The sequence below is a fragment of the Bacillus sp. Bwzl_19 genome (genome assembly GCF_054900515.1).
The window spans coordinates 1737160-1753995 of sequence record NZ_CM142729.1; the positions used below are offsets into that span (position 1 = coordinate 1737160).

The window sequence follows — 16836 nt, forward strand, 5'->3', positions numbered from 1 at the left end:
TTTATCTGAAATGTTACAACTTTTTTCACCCTTCACTCGTCTAACATCATGGCGAAAGTTGAAATTATATCTGAGGAGGAAAAAAGATGACGAGCCCCCGCCGCACAAGAATTAATAAACATAGAAAGAAAAAGTTGATGAAAACGGGAGGGCTGTTTCTTTTTCTGCTGCTTGTCACTGTTTTTATTATGATCTGGACCGTCACAGCGCATCACCGGGAGAAGGAATCCGTTAAAAGCGCTCCCGCTGCTCAATCTGATTCTTCAAAAGACCAGACTCAACAAAAAAAAGAAAAGACGCAAAAAGAGAAAACACCTAAATCAATCGATCACAATAAACAGATCAGCAATTACTTGCAACAGATCGGGTTCAGTGGCACAGCAATGGTCGTAAAAGATGGAAAGGTTGTGCTGAAAAAAGGTTTTGGCTATGCGGACCGAAAACAAAAAATTAAGAACAATCCGGAGACATCATATTATGTTGGTTCTTCACAAAAAGCGTTAATCGCGACGGCTGTCTTGCAGCTTGAAGAAAAAGGGCTGCTTCAGACGAGTGACACCGTCAGTACATACTTGCCGAATTTTCCTAACGGCACGCGCATTACACTGAAAAACCTGCTCAATCATACGTCAGGAATAAACGGACATATTGAGGGACAGGGACCGATTTCTCCTATTGATTTAATCAAGGATATAGAATACCGCGGAATTAAACGGCAGCCTGGGGTTTGGGAGTACAGGGATTCCAATTATTCAGTGCTCGCCTATATCGTATCTCAGGTCAGCGGGGAGTCATACGAACAATATATTAAAGACCATGTGTTTAAACCGGCCGGAATGAAGCATGCCGGATTTTACAAAACTTTTGCTGAAGCCAAATATCCGGCTGTCGGCTACAAAGTTGATGAGAGCGGCCGGCTTGTCACGCCTCACCTTTTGGACTTATCGCAGCTCTACGGGGCGGGCGATATGTATATGAGCGCTGAAGATCTTTACAAATTTGATAAAGCGGTCGTAAACGGCACGCTCCTTTCAAAAGAAAGCTTTACAAAAATGTTCACAGCAGGAAGCAGTTCCGCTTACGGCATGGGATTTTACATTGATCCGGGAAGCTATTCCAATCACGGCGTAATGCCCGGTTACAACATCTTGAACAGCTTCAGCCATTCGGCAAGCAAATATGTCATTTTATTGTCAAATATTCAGAATAACGCCAAATTAGGGCAGGTGAACAACAGAATTTACCAATTGCTTAACCAGGCGAACTAACGAGCCGCCATTCACGAAAAGCAGCTGAAGGTATGGTATGATATATACATGGCGAAGATTCCGAGATGAAGGCGAATCGTTAAGCTGGCAAGCTTGACAAGTATTTCCGACACAATTACAATGAAGTTGTAACATTTGTTTTTTAACATGATTGTTAAACCATTTAAACTTGACAAGGGCATGAAAGACTCATTCCCTGTGAAGGTTCTGTATGTTGAGAAAATCAGACAATGTACATGCCGGCACTTATTTAAGCAACAACCAAGTTCATAGCAAGAGGAGGTGAAAGTATGACCCCAATGACGGTTCTCATCTCCATTTTGCTGACTCTGCTCGGTTTAGTTGTTGGCTACTATGTTCGTAAAACCATTGCCGAAGCAAAGATTGCGGGCGCACGCGGTGCTGCCGAGCAAATCCTTGAAGATGCAAAGCGTGATGCTGAAGCACTGAAAAAAGAAGCTCTGCTTGAAGCAAAGGACGAAATCCATACACTTCGAATAGATGCTGAACAGGAAGTTCGTGAAAGACGAAATGAGCTTCAAAAACAAGAAAACCGTTTACTTCAAAAAGAAGAAAATCTTGACCGTAAACATGAAGGAATTGATAAACGGGAAGCGATGTTGGAGAAGAAAGATCATTCTCTGAATGAACGACAACAACATATTGAAGAGATGGAAAGCAAAGTGGATGAGATGATTCGTATGCAGCAGTCAGAACTCGAACGCATTTCGAGCCTGACACGGGATGAAGCGAAACAAATCATTCTTGACCGGGTTGAAAATGAGCTTTCACATGATATCGCCATCATGACAAAAGAAACCGAAAACCGTGCGAAAGAAGAGGCAGACAAAAAGGCGAAAAACATTTTGTCGCTTGCTTTGCAGCGCTGTGCAGCAGATCATGTTGCCGAAACGACGGTATCGGTCGTCAATCTTCCGAATGATGAGATGAAAGGACGTATCATCGGCCGTGAAGGGCGTAACATCCGTACGCTTGAAACGCTTACAGGTATTGACCTGATTATTGATGACACACCTGAAGCAGTCATTCTTTCCGGATTTGATCCGATCAGACGGGAGACGGCAAGAATCGCTCTTGATAAACTCGTTCAGGATGGCCGTATTCACCCGGCTCGTATTGAAGAAATGGTTGAAAAATCCCGCCGCGAGGTTGATGACTATATCCGGGAAATGGGTGAGCAGACCACATTTGAAGTCGGCGTTCACGGACTCCATCCGGATCTGATCAAGATTCTCGGCCGGTTGAAATTCCGTACAAGCTATGGGCAGAACGTACTGAAACATTCAATGGAAGTTGCGTTTTTAGCCGGTTTAATGGCTTCCGAGCTAGGAGAAGATGCAAAGCTTGCTAAGCGGGCAGGTCTTCTGCATGACATCGGAAAAGCAATTGACCATGAAGTGGAAGGAAGCCACGTGGAAATCGGAGTGGAGCTTGCGACCAAATATAAAGAGCATCCAGTCGTCATTAACAGTATTGCGTCACACCACGGAGACGAAGAGCCGACTTCCATTATCGCCGTTCTGGTCGCTGCAGCTGATGCACTGTCAGCCGCAAGACCGGGTGCGAGAAGTGAAACGCTCGAAAACTATATCCGCAGACTTGAAAAGCTTGAAGAAATCTCCGAGTCTTACGAAGGTGTTGAAAAATCATTTGCAATTCAGGCCGGCCGTGAAGTTCGCATCATGGTGAAACCGGATTCCATTAATGATTTGGAAGCCCATCGTTTGGCGCGTGATATCCGTAAACGAATTGAGGACGAGCTTGATTATCCGGGCCACATTAAAGTGACCGTGATAAGAGAAACTCGGGCCGTAGAGTATGCAAAATAAAGTGATGCTTAGCGCATCACTTTATTTTTTTGAGTCTCCAGAAAAGAAAGGAATGGAATTTATGAGAATTTTATTTATCGGCGATGTTGTCGGTTCTCCGGGCCGCGATATGGTAAAAGAATATGTCCCGAAATTGAAAGCAAAACATAAGCCGCATTTTACGATTATTAACGGAGAAAATGCAGCACACGGAAAAGGACTGACGGAAAAGATCTACCATAGCCTGATGGAAGCAGGAGCCGACGCCATTACTATGGGAAACCATACGTGGGATAAAAAAGAGATCTTTGACTTTATTGATGATGTGCCGCATCTTGTCCGGCCGGCGAATTTCCCGGAAGGCACACCGGGCAAAGGCATTACTTATATTAAATCGAACGGAAAAGAGCTTGCCGTCATTAATTTACAGGGGCGGACGTTTCTTCCGCCGCTTGATGATCCGTTTGCTAAAGCAGATGAACTAATAGAAGAAGCGAAAAAACGCACGCCGTACATTTTTATTGATTTTCACGCTGAAGCGACAAGCGAAAAAATTGCGCTCGGCTGGTACACAGACGGAAGAGCCTCAGCCGTTGTAGGCACGCATACACACGTACAAACGGCAGATAACCGCATTTTGCCGAAAGGAACGGCATATATTACTGATGTAGGCATGACGGGTCCGTATGATGGAATTCTCGGTATGGACAGAGAAACGGTCATTAAGCGGTTTAAAACCAATCTTCCGGTCCGTTTTACCGTTGCGGAAGGGAAAACAACGCTGAGCGGGGTGCTCATCGACATCGACGATCAGACGAAAAAAGCCGTAAATATCGAACGGATTTTAATCAATGATGACCATATGTTCTTTGAATAGGTGATCATGTGTTTATTTTATAAAAATATTAAAAGGAAAAGCAGGAATATAGCAACTTCTTAGTGAATATAGTAGAAATGGAAGGTAGCCCGCTATTTTTGAAAAGCATTGTGGGGATGGCTTTTTGGATAGCAACATCTAATAATGATTGTTCTAATGAACACTCACTTATCCATTGTAAAACTAAGGGGGAGCAGAAATGGAAATCTTAAAAGTTTCAGCAAAATCAAGTCCAAATTCAGTAGCAGGCGCGCTTGCCGGCGTATTGAGAGAACGCGGAGCCGCCGAAATTCAAGCAATTGGGGCGGGTGCCTTAAACCAGGCTGTTAAAGCGGTTGCGATTGCCAGAGGCTTTGTCGCGCCAAGCGGCGTAGATTTGATTTGTATTCCGGCTTTTACAGATATACAGATTGACGGAGAAGAAAGAACGGCGATTAAGTTAATCGTCGAGCCCCGTTAAAACAAAACATGTACATTCTCAACCTGCTTGCGTAAGGCGAGCAGGTTGTTTTTATTGCTGTCAGATTTTCTCACAATATTATATTAATAGTACGAAGAGATGATAAACGACTTTATTCATATAATATTCAAAAAAAATCCCGCCCATTTTTTCGGACGGAAGCAATTGTTTTTATCAGGTGGACGCTGGTATTTACCTCCTTCTGATACCATGTTACAATCCAGTTATTACAGTGTTTTTTTGAGGAGGAGTGTACATGTTGGGAGGAAAGATGAAAGCTATCGTTAAAAATGAAAACGCTTTCGGAGCAACTCTGAAAGAAATTCCCATACCTTCCATTAATGAGAATGAAGTTCTCATTAAAGTACAGGCCGCATCTATATGCGGTACAGATGTTCACATTTATAATTGGGACCAATGGGCGCAGGAGCGAATCAAAACACCTCAAGTATTCGGACATGAATTCAGCGGTATCGTAGCAGAAACGGGTAAGCACGTCACAAATGTCAAAATAGGTGACTATGTATCGGCGGAAACCCACTTCGTCTGCGGAACTTGTGTCCCCTGTTTAACAGGAAAACATCATGTGTGCACTCATACAAAGATCCTTGGCGTAGATACAGCCGGGTCATTCGCTGAATATGTCAAAGTGCCGGCTCAAAACATTTGGAAAAACCCCGCTGACATGGACCCTGCCGTCGCCTCTGTTCAAGAGCCGCTTGGCAACGCTGTTCACACGGTGCTGGAAAACAGCCATCTGGCAGGCGGTTCCGCCGCAATTATCGGCTGCGGGCCGATCGGACTGATGGCGGTGGCGGTGGCTAAGGCAGCCGGCGCATCCCGCATTGCGGCCATTGATAAAAATGATTACAGGCTGGCTCTTGCAAAGAAATTGGGAGCCACAATCACCATTTCAGCTGACAAAGAAGATCCGCTTGAAGTCATTGACACCTTAACGGGCGGAGAAGGGATAGACCTTGTCTGCGAAATGTCAGGCCACCCGGCAGCCATAACACAAGGATTAAAGATGGCGGCCAACGGGGGAAGATTCCATATGCTGAGTCTGCCGGAACATCCGGTGACGATTGACCTGACAAATGACGTGGTGTTTAAAGGTCTCACTGTCCAAGGGATCACAGGCAGAAAAATGTTTGAAACATGGCGGCAGGTATCGCATCTGCTTGAATCCGGCCTTGTTGATCTGACGCCGGTGATCACCCATCAGTTTCCGCTTGAAGAATTTGAAAAAGGGTTTGACCTGATGAGAAAGGGCCAGTGCGGCAAAGTCATTCTGATTCCATAAGGGGAGGGTTCTACAATGAAAGAATTTGAATATCTAAAAGCAGAGCTTGATAAAATGAAAGAAAATAAAACATGGCAGGAAATGAAGCAAATTGAAACGAGGCAGGGGCCGTCGGTGGCAGTCAAAGGGGAAAACGTGATTCAGCTTTCATCGAACAATTATCTCGGTTTGACGTCGCATCCAAGACTTGTCGAAGCGGCAAAACGCGCCGCGGAGGAATTCGGAGCGGGCACGGGGTCCGTCCGGACAATCGCCGGAACATTTACGATGCACAATGAGCTGGAGAAAAAGCTGGCAAACTTTAAAAAAACAGAAGCGGCACTTGTGTTTCAATCGGGTTTTACAACGAACCAAGGCGTCCTATCAAGCATTCTGACAAAAGAGGATATCGTTATATCTGACGAACTGAACCACGCTTCCATCATTGACGGGATCAGGCTGACAAAAGCAGATAAGAAGGTGTACCGCCATGTCGATATGGACGATCTGGAAAGGGTGCTGAAAAAATCAATGAATTACCACATGCGCCTGATCGTCACGGACGGCGTTTTCTCAATGGACGGCAACATCGCTCCTCTTCCTGACATCGTCAAACTTGCAGAGGCGTACGATGCTTTTGTAATGGTCGACGATGCGCATGCTTCCGGGGTACTCGGGAAAAACGGGAGAGGAACGGTTAATCACTTCGGGCTTGACGGAAGAGTCCATATTCAGGTGGGCACATTAAGCAAAGCCATCGGAGTGCTTGGCGGATATGCCGCAGGGTCCAAGGTTCTAATCGATTACCTGCGCCATAAAGGACGTCCTTTCTTATTCAGCACCTCCCATCCGCCTGCGGTGACGGCCGCATGCATAGAAGCCATTGACGTCCTGCTGGAAGAGCCGGAGCATATGGAAAAGCTTTGGGACAACACGGCGTATTTCAAAGACAAACTGGTTCAAATGGGGCTGACCCTTACAAAAAGCGAAACGCCGATCGTGCCGATATTAATAGGTGAGGAAGAAAAAGCCCAGAGATTATCAGACCTTTTATTGACCCGCGGCGTTTTTGCTCAAAGCATCGTGTATCCGACGGTCGCCCAAGGAAAAGCGAGAATCCGCACCATTATTACGGCGGAGCATACAAAAGAGGAGCTTGACCGGGCGCTTGAAGTAATCCGTTCCGCCGCAAAAGAGCTGCAGCTTGTGTAAGAGGGAAATGATTCCCTCTTTTTTATTTCTTATTGATTCTTATTCTCAATAAGGTGTACAATAATAGGCTGGCGGTTGTGCCAAATGCTTTTAACCAGTATACTTGAGGGTGGAAGTTTCGGTTGAAAGGAGACATTCGAACATGAATGAAAAGCAAAAGCAGGAAAGCGGACAAGTAAATCCAGCGGACAAAAAATCCGAAAAGGATTACAGCAAGTATTTCGAAGCCGTATATATTCCGCCTTCATTAAAAGATGCGAAAAAACGGGGCAAAGAATCCGTTCAATATCATAACGATTTTAAAATCTCAGAAGAATTTAAAGGCCTCGGGGAAGGCAGGAAGTTTTATATCCGCACTTACGGATGTCAGATGAATGAGCATGATACGGAAGTCATGGCAGGTATTTTTATGGCGCTTGGATATGAAGCGACAAATTCAGTTGATGATGCGAATGTCATTTTATTAAACACCTGCGCCATCCGGGAAAATGCTGAAAACAAAGTGTTCGGCGAACTCGGCCATTTAAAAGCGCTCAAAAAAAATAACCCGGACCTGATTCTGGGCGTATGCGGCTGTATGTCACAAGAAGAATCAGTCGTAAACCGCATCCTTAAGAAGCACCCGTTTGTCGATATGATTTTCGGCACGCACAACATTCACCGTCTGCCGGAACTGTTATCAGAGGCATACTTATCAAAAGAGATGGTGATTGAAGTGTGGTCGAAGGAAGGGGATGTCATTGAAAACCTTCCGAAGGTCCGCAACGGCAAAATTAAGGGCTGGGTCAACATCATGTACGGCTGTGATAAATTCTGCACATACTGCATCGTGCCGTATACCCGCGGAAAAGAACGAAGCCGCCGTCCTGAAGAAATTATCCAGGAAGTCAGAAGACTTGCAAGCGAAGGTTATAAAGAAATCACGCTGCTCGGTCAAAACGTTAATGCGTACGGAAAAGATTTTGAGGACATAACGTACGGACTCGGTGATTTAATGGACGAACTGCGTAAAATTGATATTCCGAGAATCCGTTTCACGACAAGCCATCCGCGTGACTTTGATGACCATCTGATCGAAGTGCTCGCCAAAGGCGGCAACCTGCTTGACCATATCCATCTTCCGGTTCAATCAGGAAGCTCGGCCATGTTAAAAATGATGGCGCGCAAATATGACAGAGAACGCTATCTGGAGCTTGTCGGAAAAATTAAAGCGGCGATGCCGAACGCTTCACTCACTACCGATATCATTGTCGGTTTCCCGAATGAAACCGATGAACAGTTTGAGGAAACCCTTTCTTTATATCGTGAAGTGGAATTTGACAGCGCGTATACGTTTATTTACTCTCCTCGTGAAGGCACGCCTGCGGCGAAGATGAAAGACAACGTTCCGATGAGGGTCAAGAAAGAACGTCTTCAGCGCCTCAATGATTTGGTGAAAGAAATTTCCGCCAAAAAAATGAAGGAATATGAAGGCCGGACTGTCGAAGTATTAGTTGAGGGAGAAAGCAAAAATAACCCTGACATTCTTGCCGGCTATACGGAAAAAAGCAAGCTCGTCAACTTCAAAGGGCCGAAAGACGCCATCGGCAAGATTGTACGCGTCAAAATCGAACAGGCGAAAACATGGTCGCTTGACGGTGTGATGGCAGGAGAAGCAATCGAGGTGAAATAATAATGACGCTTTACTCTAAGAAAGACATTGTACAGCAGGCCAGGAACCTTGCGAAAATGATTTCTGAAACAGAAGAAGTTGATTTTTTCAAACGCGCCGAGGCGCAGATTAATGAAAATGAAAAAGTCTCTGTGATTATTAATCAGATTAAAGCCCTGCAAAAGCAAGCCGTTAACCTGAAGCATTACGAAAAGCTTGAAGCTTTGAAACAAGTGGAAAGTAAAATTGACGCCCTGCAGGAAGAGCTTGAAGCGATTCCGATCATTCAGGAATTCAGAGATTCCCAGATTGAGGTTAATGACCTTCTTCAGCTTGTCGCTCACACGATTTCCAATCAGGTGACAAACGAAATCATTACGTCTACCGGCGGCAACCTGCTGACGGGAGAAACCGGTTCAAAAGTAAAACATTCGAATAACAGCTGTTCCTTTTAAACACGGGGCCTTCATCGGCCCGTGTTTTTTTGTTTTGAAAGAACTAATTATATCATGTACTAAATATTCATCATTTTATCGTTTCGCCTGATCTTCCCGAAAAAGTTTTATCAGACTTAAAAGTAAAGTTTCTGGGCAGGGCTGCATACAATGAAACAGAAACTTTGTATTTTTATATTTTTATTATAAAAATGCACATGAGACAAATGCCCAGCATAAGATAACACGAAGAAGAACAAGGAGGCCTACGGGAATGTCTGAATACAGGGAAATTATTACGAAAGCGGTAGTTGCGAAAGGAAGAAAATTCACCCAATGCACCAACACGATCTCACCTGATCAAAAACCGTCAAGCATATTGGGCGGCTGGATTATCAATCACAAGTATGATGCCGAAAAGATTGGGAAAACGGTAGAGATTGAAGGGTATTATGATATAAACGTCTGGTACTCTTACGCCGATAATACAAAAACGGAAGTTGTAACCGAGAGAGTGAAGTATGTTGACGTGATTAAACTCAGATACAGAGATACAAATTACTTAGATGACGAGCACGAAGTCATTGCCAAAGTACTGCAGCAGCCGAATTGTCTTGAAGTCACCATTTCTCCTAACGGAAATAAAATCGTTGTTCAGGCCGAGCGGGAGTTTTTAGCGGAAGTGGTCGGGGAAACGAAAGTAGTCGTAGAAGTAAATGCTGATTGGGAAGAAGACGATGATGATGATTGGGAAGACGATCTTGACGAAGAATTAGAGGACATTAACCCTGAATTTTTAGTCGGAGATCCTGAAGAATAAGCAGAGGCTAGGGGAGATAACACCCCAAGTCTCTTTTTTATATATAAAGATATCACTCTTTTGTTTATGTTATAATGGGATGCGGAAAAGAAGATACATAGTGAGGGATTAAATGATGGCTAGTTACACGCCTATGATACAGCAATACTTGAAGATAAAGGCAGAATACCAAGATGCCTTTTTATTTTTTCGGCTTGGTGACTTTTATGAAATGTTTTTTGAAGATGCAAAAAAAGCGTCACAAGAGCTTGAAATTACACTGACAAGCAGAGACGGAGGATCGGCTGATAAAATTCCGATGTGCGGCGTGCCTTATCATTCCGCGGCGGCTTATATTGAACAGCTGATTAAAAAGGGCTATAAAGTCGCGATCTGTGAGCAGACGGAAGATCCGAAGGCGGCCAAAGGCGTTGTCAAAAGAGAAGTCGTCCAGCTGATCACACCGGGAACCGTGATGGACGGAAAAGGCATTCATGAGTCGGAAAACAATTTTATCGCTTCCGTTTCCGCATTTCCTGGCGGATACGGCCTTGCTTTATCAGACTTAACGACTGGAGAAAACCTCGCCGTATTTATTGAACGGATTGAAGATGTCATGTCAGAAATTTATTCAGTCGGCGCAAAGGAAATTGTCGTATCAAGCAAGTTTAATGAAAATACAGCGGCCCAGCTGAAAGAACGGTGCGGCGCAACGATTTCCATCGAAGACGGGAAAATGACAGACCGGATTGAAATCGCAAAGCACTTACCTGGCGAAGAGCTGACAGAGACGTTTATGCGTTTATATACGTATTTGCAGAAAACGCAAAAACGGAGCCTGGATCACCTGCAGCCGGTTCAAGTGTATGAATTGGAAGAAGCGATGAAAATTGATCTGTATTCAAAACGGAATCTTGAACTGACAGAAACGATTCGTTCGAAAAGCAAAAAAGGGTCACTGCTCTGGCTTTTAGACGAGACGAAAACAGCAATGGGCGGCAGGCTCCTCAAACAATGGATTGACCGCCCGCTGATCAGGGCATCCCAAATCGAAGAACGTCAGGAAATGGTCGAGACGCTGATCAATCATCTGTTTGAGCGTGAAGATCTGCGCGAACGCCTGAAGGAAGTGTATGATTTGGAGCGTCTTGCGGGCCGGGTCGCATTCGGAAACGTCAATGCAAGGGATTTAATCCAGCTGAAAGAATCGTTAAAACAGGTGCCGAGCATTAAAGAGCTTGTCGGGTCTCTTAACCATAAAAAAGCAAAAGAACGCGCCGGCTTGATTGACCCGTGCGGAGATCTGCTTGACCTGTTAGAAGATGCGCTGCATGAAAACCCGCCGTTATCTTTAAAGGAAGGCAACTTAATAAAAGACGGCTATCATCAGAAGCTTGATGAGTACCGTGACGCCAGCAAAAACGGAAAAGACTGGATTGCCAGACTGGAGCAGCAGGAACGCGCGTATACAGGCATCCGTTCATTAAAGGTCGGCTTTAATAAAGTGTTCGGCTATTATATTGAAGTCACAAAAGCAAACCTTCATCTCCTTGAGGACGGGCGGTATGAGCGGAAGCAGACGCTCACAAACGCCGAACGGTACATTACGCCGGAATTAAAGGAAAAAGAAGCGCTTATTTTAGAAGCGGAAAACAACATTTGCGAGCTGGAATATGAGCTTTTTGCCGGACTGCGTGAAAAGGTTAAGCAATTTATTCCGCGCCTGCAGCGTCTAGCCAAGCAAATGAGTGAGCTCGACGCACTGCAATGCTTTGCCACGATCAGTGAAAACAGGCATTACACAAAGCCCGTCTTTTCCGATAATGAGGTAAAAGTCATTGAAGGCAGACATCCTGTCGTTGAAAAGGTGATGGACAGTCAAGAATATGTGCCGAACAATTGCCTGATGGGCGAATCACGGGAAATGCTTTTGATTACGGGTCCGAATATGTCAGGTAAAAGCACGTACATGAGACAGATCGCACTTTTATCAATCATGGCCCAGATCGGCTGTTTTGTGCCCGCAAAAGAAGCAGTTCTGCCGATTTTTGATCAAATCTTTACGAGAATCGGGGCTGCGGACGATTTGATCTCCGGACAAAGCACCTTTATGGTGGAAATGCTGGAAGCGAAAAACGCGATCGTAAACGCCACAAAAGACAGCCTGATCCTGTTCGATGAAATCGGACGCGGGACGTCAACGTATGACGGAATGGCGCTGGCACAGGCGATTATTGAATATGTCCATGATCATATCGGCGCTAAAACACTGTTCAGCACGCATTATCATGAACTGACGGTGCTTGAAGATAAGCTTCCTCAGCTGAAAAACGTTCATGTGCGCGCCGAGGAATATAACGGAACGGTCGTGTTTCTCCATCAAATTAAAGAAGGAGCCGCCGATAAAAGTTACGGCATTCATGTCGCCCAGCTTGCCGAGCTCCCGGATGATCTGATCAGCCGCGCGCAGGAGATTCTGAAACAGCTAGAGCAGTCAGGAGATAAACCGGAGCTTCCGGCGGCACCTGAGAAAAAGCCCGTCGTCAAGGAAGAACCGGCACAGCTGTCCTTTTTTGCAGACGGTGAAAAAGAACAGAAAGCACCGGCTGTTTCTCATAAAGAAAAACAAGTGCTTGAAGCCTTTAAGTCGATCAATATTCTTGATATGACGCCTCTTGAGGCGATGAATGAAATGTACAAGCTGCAAAAAAAATTAAAATAGAAAGAGGTGACGGACTTGGCAAAAGTCATCCAGCTGTCAGATGAGCTTTCAAATAAAATAGCGGCCGGTGAGGTGGTGGAACGGCCCGCCTCTGTCGTTAAAGAATTGGTGGAAAACGCAATCGACGCAAACAGCACAGTCATTGAAATCGATATAGAGGAAGCGGGGCTTTCGTCGATTCGGGTGCTCGACAACGGCGAAGGTATGGAAACCGAGGATTGCAAGCGGGCTTTCCGCCGCCATGCGACCAGTAAAATCAAAGATGAAAATGACCTGTTCCGGGTGAGAACACTCGGTTTCCGCGGAGAAGCTTTGCCAAGTATCGCGTCTGTTTCTCATCTGGAAATCAAAACGAGCATCGGCGAGGGAGCGGGAACTCATCTCATTCTTCAGGGCGGGAATATGATTTCTGAACAGAGAACTTCCAGCAGAAAAGGGACGGAGATCATCGTCACTAACCTGTTTTTCAATACACCCGCCAGATTAAAATATATGAAAACCGTGCATACGGAGCTCGGCAATATTACGGATGTCGTCAACCGGATCGCTCTTGCGCATCCGGAAGTATCGATCCGCCTCCGCCATCAGGGGAAAAACCTGCTGCAGACAAACGGAAACGGGGACGTGCGCCATGTGCTGGCCGCAATTTACGGGACGGCGGTTGCGAAAAAAATGATACCGCTCCATGTCAGCTCACTTGATTTTGAAGTCAAGGGCTACATTGCGCTGCCGGAAATCACGCGTGCATCCAGAAACTACATGTCATCTGTCATTAACGGAAGATACATTAAGAATTTCCCGCTTGTAAAAGCGGTGCATGAGGGCTATCACACGCTTCTGCCGATCGGCCGCCATCCGATTACGTTTATCGAAATTACGATGGATCCGATTTTAGTCGATGTCAATGTCCATCCGTCGAAGCTTGAAGTCCGCCTCAGCAAAGAGACGGAACTGCATGAGCTGATCCGTGACGGCATAAAGGAAGTTTTTCAAAAGCAGCGGCTTATTCCAAGCGCCCAGCTTCCGAAAAAATCAGCGCCGGCACCGATCAAAAATGAACAGCAATTTATGACGTTCGGTGAAAGTGAGCCTGAGCGGAAACTGCCTGAAAAAACGCCGGAGCCGTCTTACTCGCCGATGAAGCTGAGTTCGGTCGTAAAAGAGCCGGCGCCGGTAACAGAAGAAGAGTTTCACCCAAATGAAGCGGATCATGAAGTGCCGTCGGAAACCAGCATGCCGGAAATGGCTGCGCCTGTTTCTGATATTCCGGCGCCGGAAGAGGAAGCTGTCTCCGAAGAAATACAGGAAGAAAGAGTTCCGGTCATGTATCCGATCGGCCAAATGCACGGGACATATATTTTAGCCCAAAACGAAAACGGCCTGTATATCATTGACCAGCATGCGGCCCAAGAGCGGATTAAATACGAATATTTCCGGGAAAAAGTCGGGCAGGTTGAGCCTGAAGTGCAGGATATGATCGTGCCGCTCACCTTTCACTATGCGGCAAATGAAGCGCTTATCATTGAACAGCATCAGCATGAGCTTGAAAGTGTAGGGGTATTTTTAGAAGCTTTCGGCACTAACAGCTATATCGTCCGCTGCCATCCGGCCTGGTTTCCAAAAGGGGAAGAAGCTGAACTGATTGAAGAAATCATTCAGCAGGTGCTTGACGCCAAACAGATCGACATTAAAAAACTTCGGGAGGAAGCCGCCATAATGATGAGCTGCAAAGGCTCGATCAAAGCGAACCGTCATTTGCGCAACGATGAAATCAAAGCGCTCTTGGACGATCTGCGCCGAACGGCAGACCCGTTCACATGCCCGCACGGCCGGCCGATCATTATTCACCATAGCACGTATGAGATGGAAAAGATGTTTAAACGCGTGATGTAGAACGTGTAAGATGAAAAGAAAGGAACACTGGATGAACAGTCTGGTGTTCCTTTTTTTTGTTTTTGAGAATCTGATATTTTTGCCTTTAAAGACCAACTGAATACTATGCTGATATTAACGTTGAAACATTTTGATAATTGAAATAAAAAAGAATCAGGTCTAAATAACTAGTTCTATAGTTTTGGCTTACTTTTCGTTTTTCTTCTGCCGGAAACCCGAATAAATGTTTCAGCTTTAATGAATAAATATCCCTAAAGAATTCATCTATATGAATATTCTGATTTCCTTATATATCAGCATAGCAATTTGTGAAAGGGCACAGCCTGGTGCTTTTGACAGGAGCAGAAAGTTTTTTAACTTTACCGGAAAATCCATGGAAAAACGTGGTGTCATCTGGTAAAGTGGTTACAGTCAGCTGGGCGGCGGCAGCAGTCTGCCCGGATCTTTTAAATGGGAATGGTGACAATGGATCATACATATGAAGTGCATCAAATCAAAACGTATCATCAGATGTGATCCAACTATTGTTATATTATCGCAGACCGTGCCAGAAATTCTGCGATAGCGGTGGACCCGTCTTGGGAAATCGGCAAAATAACCGATAAACTGCATGAGTTGGATGTTGATTTATCAGCTGTTTTATTAACACATTCACATTATGACCATGTAAACTTGGCGGAGCCGCTTCAGCAAATCTATCATTCTGATATATACATGTCGTCGGCTGAAATCGATTTCTATCAATTCCGGTGCAGAAACTTAATAGCGCTTGAAGACGGTCAGACCTTTGCCGCGGGGGGATTTATCATCAAAAGTATACTGACCCCGGGACATACGGCCGGGGGAATGTGCTATTTGCTTTCTGATCATCTTTTTACCGGTGACACCGTGTTTACAGAGGGTTGCGGTATATGTGAGGACAGGGGCAGCTCGGCGGAGGATATGTTTGACAGTATACAGCGGATCAAAGCCTCCATTCCGCCGTATGTGCGTGTATATCCGGGACACTCTTTCGGGGAGAAGCCGGGACAAAAAATGGAGAGTCTTCTGAAAAACAATATTTACTTTCAGATTGACAAGAAAGAACATTTTGTGAATTTTCGCAACAGAAAAAATCAAAAAGGGCTGTTTCATTTTAAGTAGCGTATAATTAGTTCTATTTATCTACTTTTTCTTTCGGAACTAGAAACAACTGAAATGGAATGATAGTTATTGCTTAATTTTTGGTAATAATCACTTGGGTGACGGGAGTTTTCCTGAAAAAAGCCGGGCGGGACATTCGCCTTATGCCAGTTCCGAAAGACCTGAATCCGCCTTCTGGGCAGGGTTAAATAGGCATTCTTCAGGAGTCCGCATAGGATAAATTAACTTGACATGGTATTTTTGTGAAGTTACTATCAATTTGAACATGCTTCTTATCTGAATCCGAGAAAGGATGGCTGAGAAAATGATCACATACTTATTCCCCGGACAAGGTTCTCAAAAACAGGGAATGGGAAGTTCATTGTTTGACGAATTTAAAGACTTAACTGAGCAGGCTGATGAAACACTCGGATATTCTATGAAACGGCTTTGTCTTGAGAATCCGTATTCCAACCTTCACAAGACGCAGTTCACTCAGCCTGCTTTATATGTTGTAAACGCGTTAAGCTATTTGAAAAAAATCCAAGACAATGACATAAAGCCGGATTATGTGGCCGGCCACAGTTTGGGAGAATATAATGCGCTGTTTGCCGCAGGCGCTTTTGATTTTATTACAGGCCTGCAGCTTGTCCGTAAAAGAGGCGAATTAATGAGTATGGCCACTGACGGAAAAATGGCCGCCGTTATGGGATTAACTCCGGCTCAAGCGGAAGACGCCCTTCAAACGCACGGGTTACATACGATTGACATTGCCAATATGAATTCTCCTCACCAAGTTGTCATATCCGGACGCAAAGAAGACATTGAAAGAGCCAAAACCGTATTCGAAGGAATAAAAGATGTTACGCTGTTTCATCCGCTGAACGTAAGCGGTGCTTTTCACTCGAGATATATGAGCGAAGCAAAACAAGAGTTCGAAAAATTTTTACAGTCATTTCATTTTTCTGCTATATCAATTCCTGTCATTTCTAACGTGTATGCCAGACCTTATGAGCAAGACGGAATCCACTCCGTTCTGGCCGATCAGATCGACCATTCAGTGCGATGGAACGACAGCATCCGCTATCTGCTGAACAAAGGGCCGATGGAATTTGAAGAAGTCGGACCGGGCCATGTGCTGACAGGGCTTATTCACCGCATCAAAAAAGAAACTGAAGCTTCACCCGCCATGTAGCGGATTGTAAGACGAAATTCTTATCTCACACAACATTGCCAATCATACAACATCACGGCCACATCACTTCACATGACATCACGAAAACTCAT

At 45.0% G+C, this 16836-nt stretch carries 13 protein-coding genes; all 13 read left to right on the forward strand.

Going from position 1 to position 16836, the window contains the following annotated elements:
• Positions 1-86: 86 nt before the first annotated feature.
• On the forward strand, positions 87-1268 hold the full coding sequence (locus ACW5MY_RS09145) for a serine hydrolase domain-containing protein (protein WP_013352319.1): 1182 nt from the start codon (positions 87-89) through the stop codon (positions 1266-1268).
• A gap of 290 nt (positions 1269-1558) precedes the next feature.
• On the forward strand, positions 1559-3118 hold the full coding sequence (gene rny / locus ACW5MY_RS09150) for a ribonuclease Y (RefSeq protein ID WP_003154140.1): 1560 nt from the start codon (positions 1559-1561) through the stop codon (positions 3116-3118).
• A gap of 61 nt (positions 3119-3179) precedes the next feature.
• Positions 3180-3974, forward strand: a complete 795-nt coding sequence (gene ymdB, locus ACW5MY_RS09155; protein ID WP_013352320.1) for a 2',3'-cyclic-nucleotide 2'-phosphodiesterase — start codon at positions 3180-3182, stop codon at positions 3972-3974.
• Positions 3975-4173: 199 nt separating this feature from the next.
• On the forward strand, positions 4174-4434 hold the full coding sequence (gene spoVS, locus ACW5MY_RS09160; protein WP_003154135.1) for a stage V sporulation protein SpoVS: 261 nt from the start codon (positions 4174-4176) through the stop codon (positions 4432-4434).
• A gap of 256 nt (positions 4435-4690) precedes the next feature.
• Entirely contained in the window at positions 4691-5737 is a 1047-nt protein-coding gene (gene tdh, locus ACW5MY_RS09165; RefSeq protein WP_014470388.1) for an L-threonine 3-dehydrogenase, read from the forward strand.
• Positions 5738-5752: 15 nt separating this feature from the next.
• Positions 5753-6928 (forward strand): glycine C-acetyltransferase, encoded by a 1176-nt coding sequence (locus tag ACW5MY_RS09170; protein WP_013352322.1) that lies wholly within the window; start codon positions 5753-5755, stop codon positions 6926-6928.
• 142 nt (positions 6929-7070) lie between these two features.
• Positions 7071-8600 (forward strand): tRNA (N6-isopentenyl adenosine(37)-C2)-methylthiotransferase MiaB, encoded by a 1530-nt coding sequence (gene miaB / locus ACW5MY_RS09175; RefSeq protein WP_007611533.1) that lies wholly within the window; start codon positions 7071-7073, stop codon positions 8598-8600.
• Between the two features lie 2 nt (positions 8601-8602).
• Positions 8603-9034: a regulatory iron-sulfur-containing complex subunit RicA gene (gene ricA, locus ACW5MY_RS09180; protein ID WP_013352323.1), complete on the forward strand. Its 432-nt coding sequence runs from the start codon at positions 8603-8605 to the stop codon at positions 9032-9034.
• A 253-nt stretch (positions 9035-9287) separates the two neighbouring features.
• Positions 9288-9833: an outer spore coat protein CotE gene (gene cotE / locus ACW5MY_RS09185; RefSeq protein WP_013352324.1), complete on the forward strand. Its 546-nt coding sequence runs from the start codon at positions 9288-9290 to the stop codon at positions 9831-9833.
• A gap of 115 nt (positions 9834-9948) precedes the next feature.
• Entirely contained in the window at positions 9949-12534 is a 2586-nt protein-coding gene (gene mutS, locus ACW5MY_RS09190; protein ID WP_014470386.1) for a DNA mismatch repair protein MutS, read from the forward strand.
• Positions 12535-12549: 15 nt separating this feature from the next.
• Complete coding sequence (gene mutL / locus ACW5MY_RS09195; RefSeq protein ID WP_013352326.1) at positions 12550-14427, forward strand: DNA mismatch repair endonuclease MutL; 1878 nt, start codon at positions 12550-12552, stop codon at positions 14425-14427.
• Positions 14428-14958: 531 nt separating this feature from the next.
• Positions 14959-15570 carry an MBL fold metallo-hydrolase gene (locus ACW5MY_RS09200; protein ID WP_434534074.1) on the forward strand — a complete coding sequence of 204 codons (612 nt, stop codon included), beginning with the start codon at positions 14959-14961 and terminating at the stop codon, positions 15568-15570.
• A 304-nt stretch (positions 15571-15874) separates the two neighbouring features.
• The gene (fabD, locus tag ACW5MY_RS09205; RefSeq protein WP_013352328.1) at positions 15875-16744 is read left to right on the forward strand and encodes an ACP S-malonyltransferase; all 870 of its coding nucleotides are present in this window, start codon (positions 15875-15877) and stop codon (positions 16742-16744) included.
• The last annotated feature ends 92 nt before the right edge of the window (positions 16745-16836 follow it).

What these genes read in the sequence shown, in the direction of transcription:
- ACW5MY_RS09145 (WP_013352319.1), top strand. Translation starts at nt 87, where the DNA reads ATGACGAGCCCCCGCCGCACAAGAATTAATAAACATAGAAAGAAAAAG.
- rny (WP_003154140.1), top strand. Translation starts at nt 1,559, where the DNA reads ATGACCCCAATGACGGTTCTCATCTCCATTTTGCTGACTCTGCTCGGT.
- ymdB (WP_013352320.1), top strand. Translation starts at nt 3,180, where the DNA reads ATGAGAATTTTATTTATCGGCGATGTTGTCGGTTCTCCGGGCCGCGAT.
- spoVS (WP_003154135.1), top strand. Translation starts at nt 4,174, where the DNA reads ATGGAAATCTTAAAAGTTTCAGCAAAATCAAGTCCAAATTCAGTAGCA.
- tdh (WP_014470388.1), top strand. Translation starts at nt 4,691, where the DNA reads ATGTTGGGAGGAAAGATGAAAGCTATCGTTAAAAATGAAAACGCTTTC.
- ACW5MY_RS09170 (WP_013352322.1), top strand. Translation starts at nt 5,753, where the DNA reads ATGAAAGAATTTGAATATCTAAAAGCAGAGCTTGATAAAATGAAAGAA.
- miaB (WP_007611533.1), top strand. Translation starts at nt 7,071, where the DNA reads ATGAATGAAAAGCAAAAGCAGGAAAGCGGACAAGTAAATCCAGCGGAC.
- ricA (WP_013352323.1), top strand. Translation starts at nt 8,603, where the DNA reads ATGACGCTTTACTCTAAGAAAGACATTGTACAGCAGGCCAGGAACCTT.
- cotE (WP_013352324.1), top strand. Translation starts at nt 9,288, where the DNA reads ATGTCTGAATACAGGGAAATTATTACGAAAGCGGTAGTTGCGAAAGGA.
- mutS (WP_014470386.1), top strand. Translation starts at nt 9,949, where the DNA reads ATGGCTAGTTACACGCCTATGATACAGCAATACTTGAAGATAAAGGCA.
- fabD (WP_013352328.1), top strand. Translation starts at nt 15,875, where the DNA reads ATGATCACATACTTATTCCCCGGACAAGGTTCTCAAAAACAGGGAATG.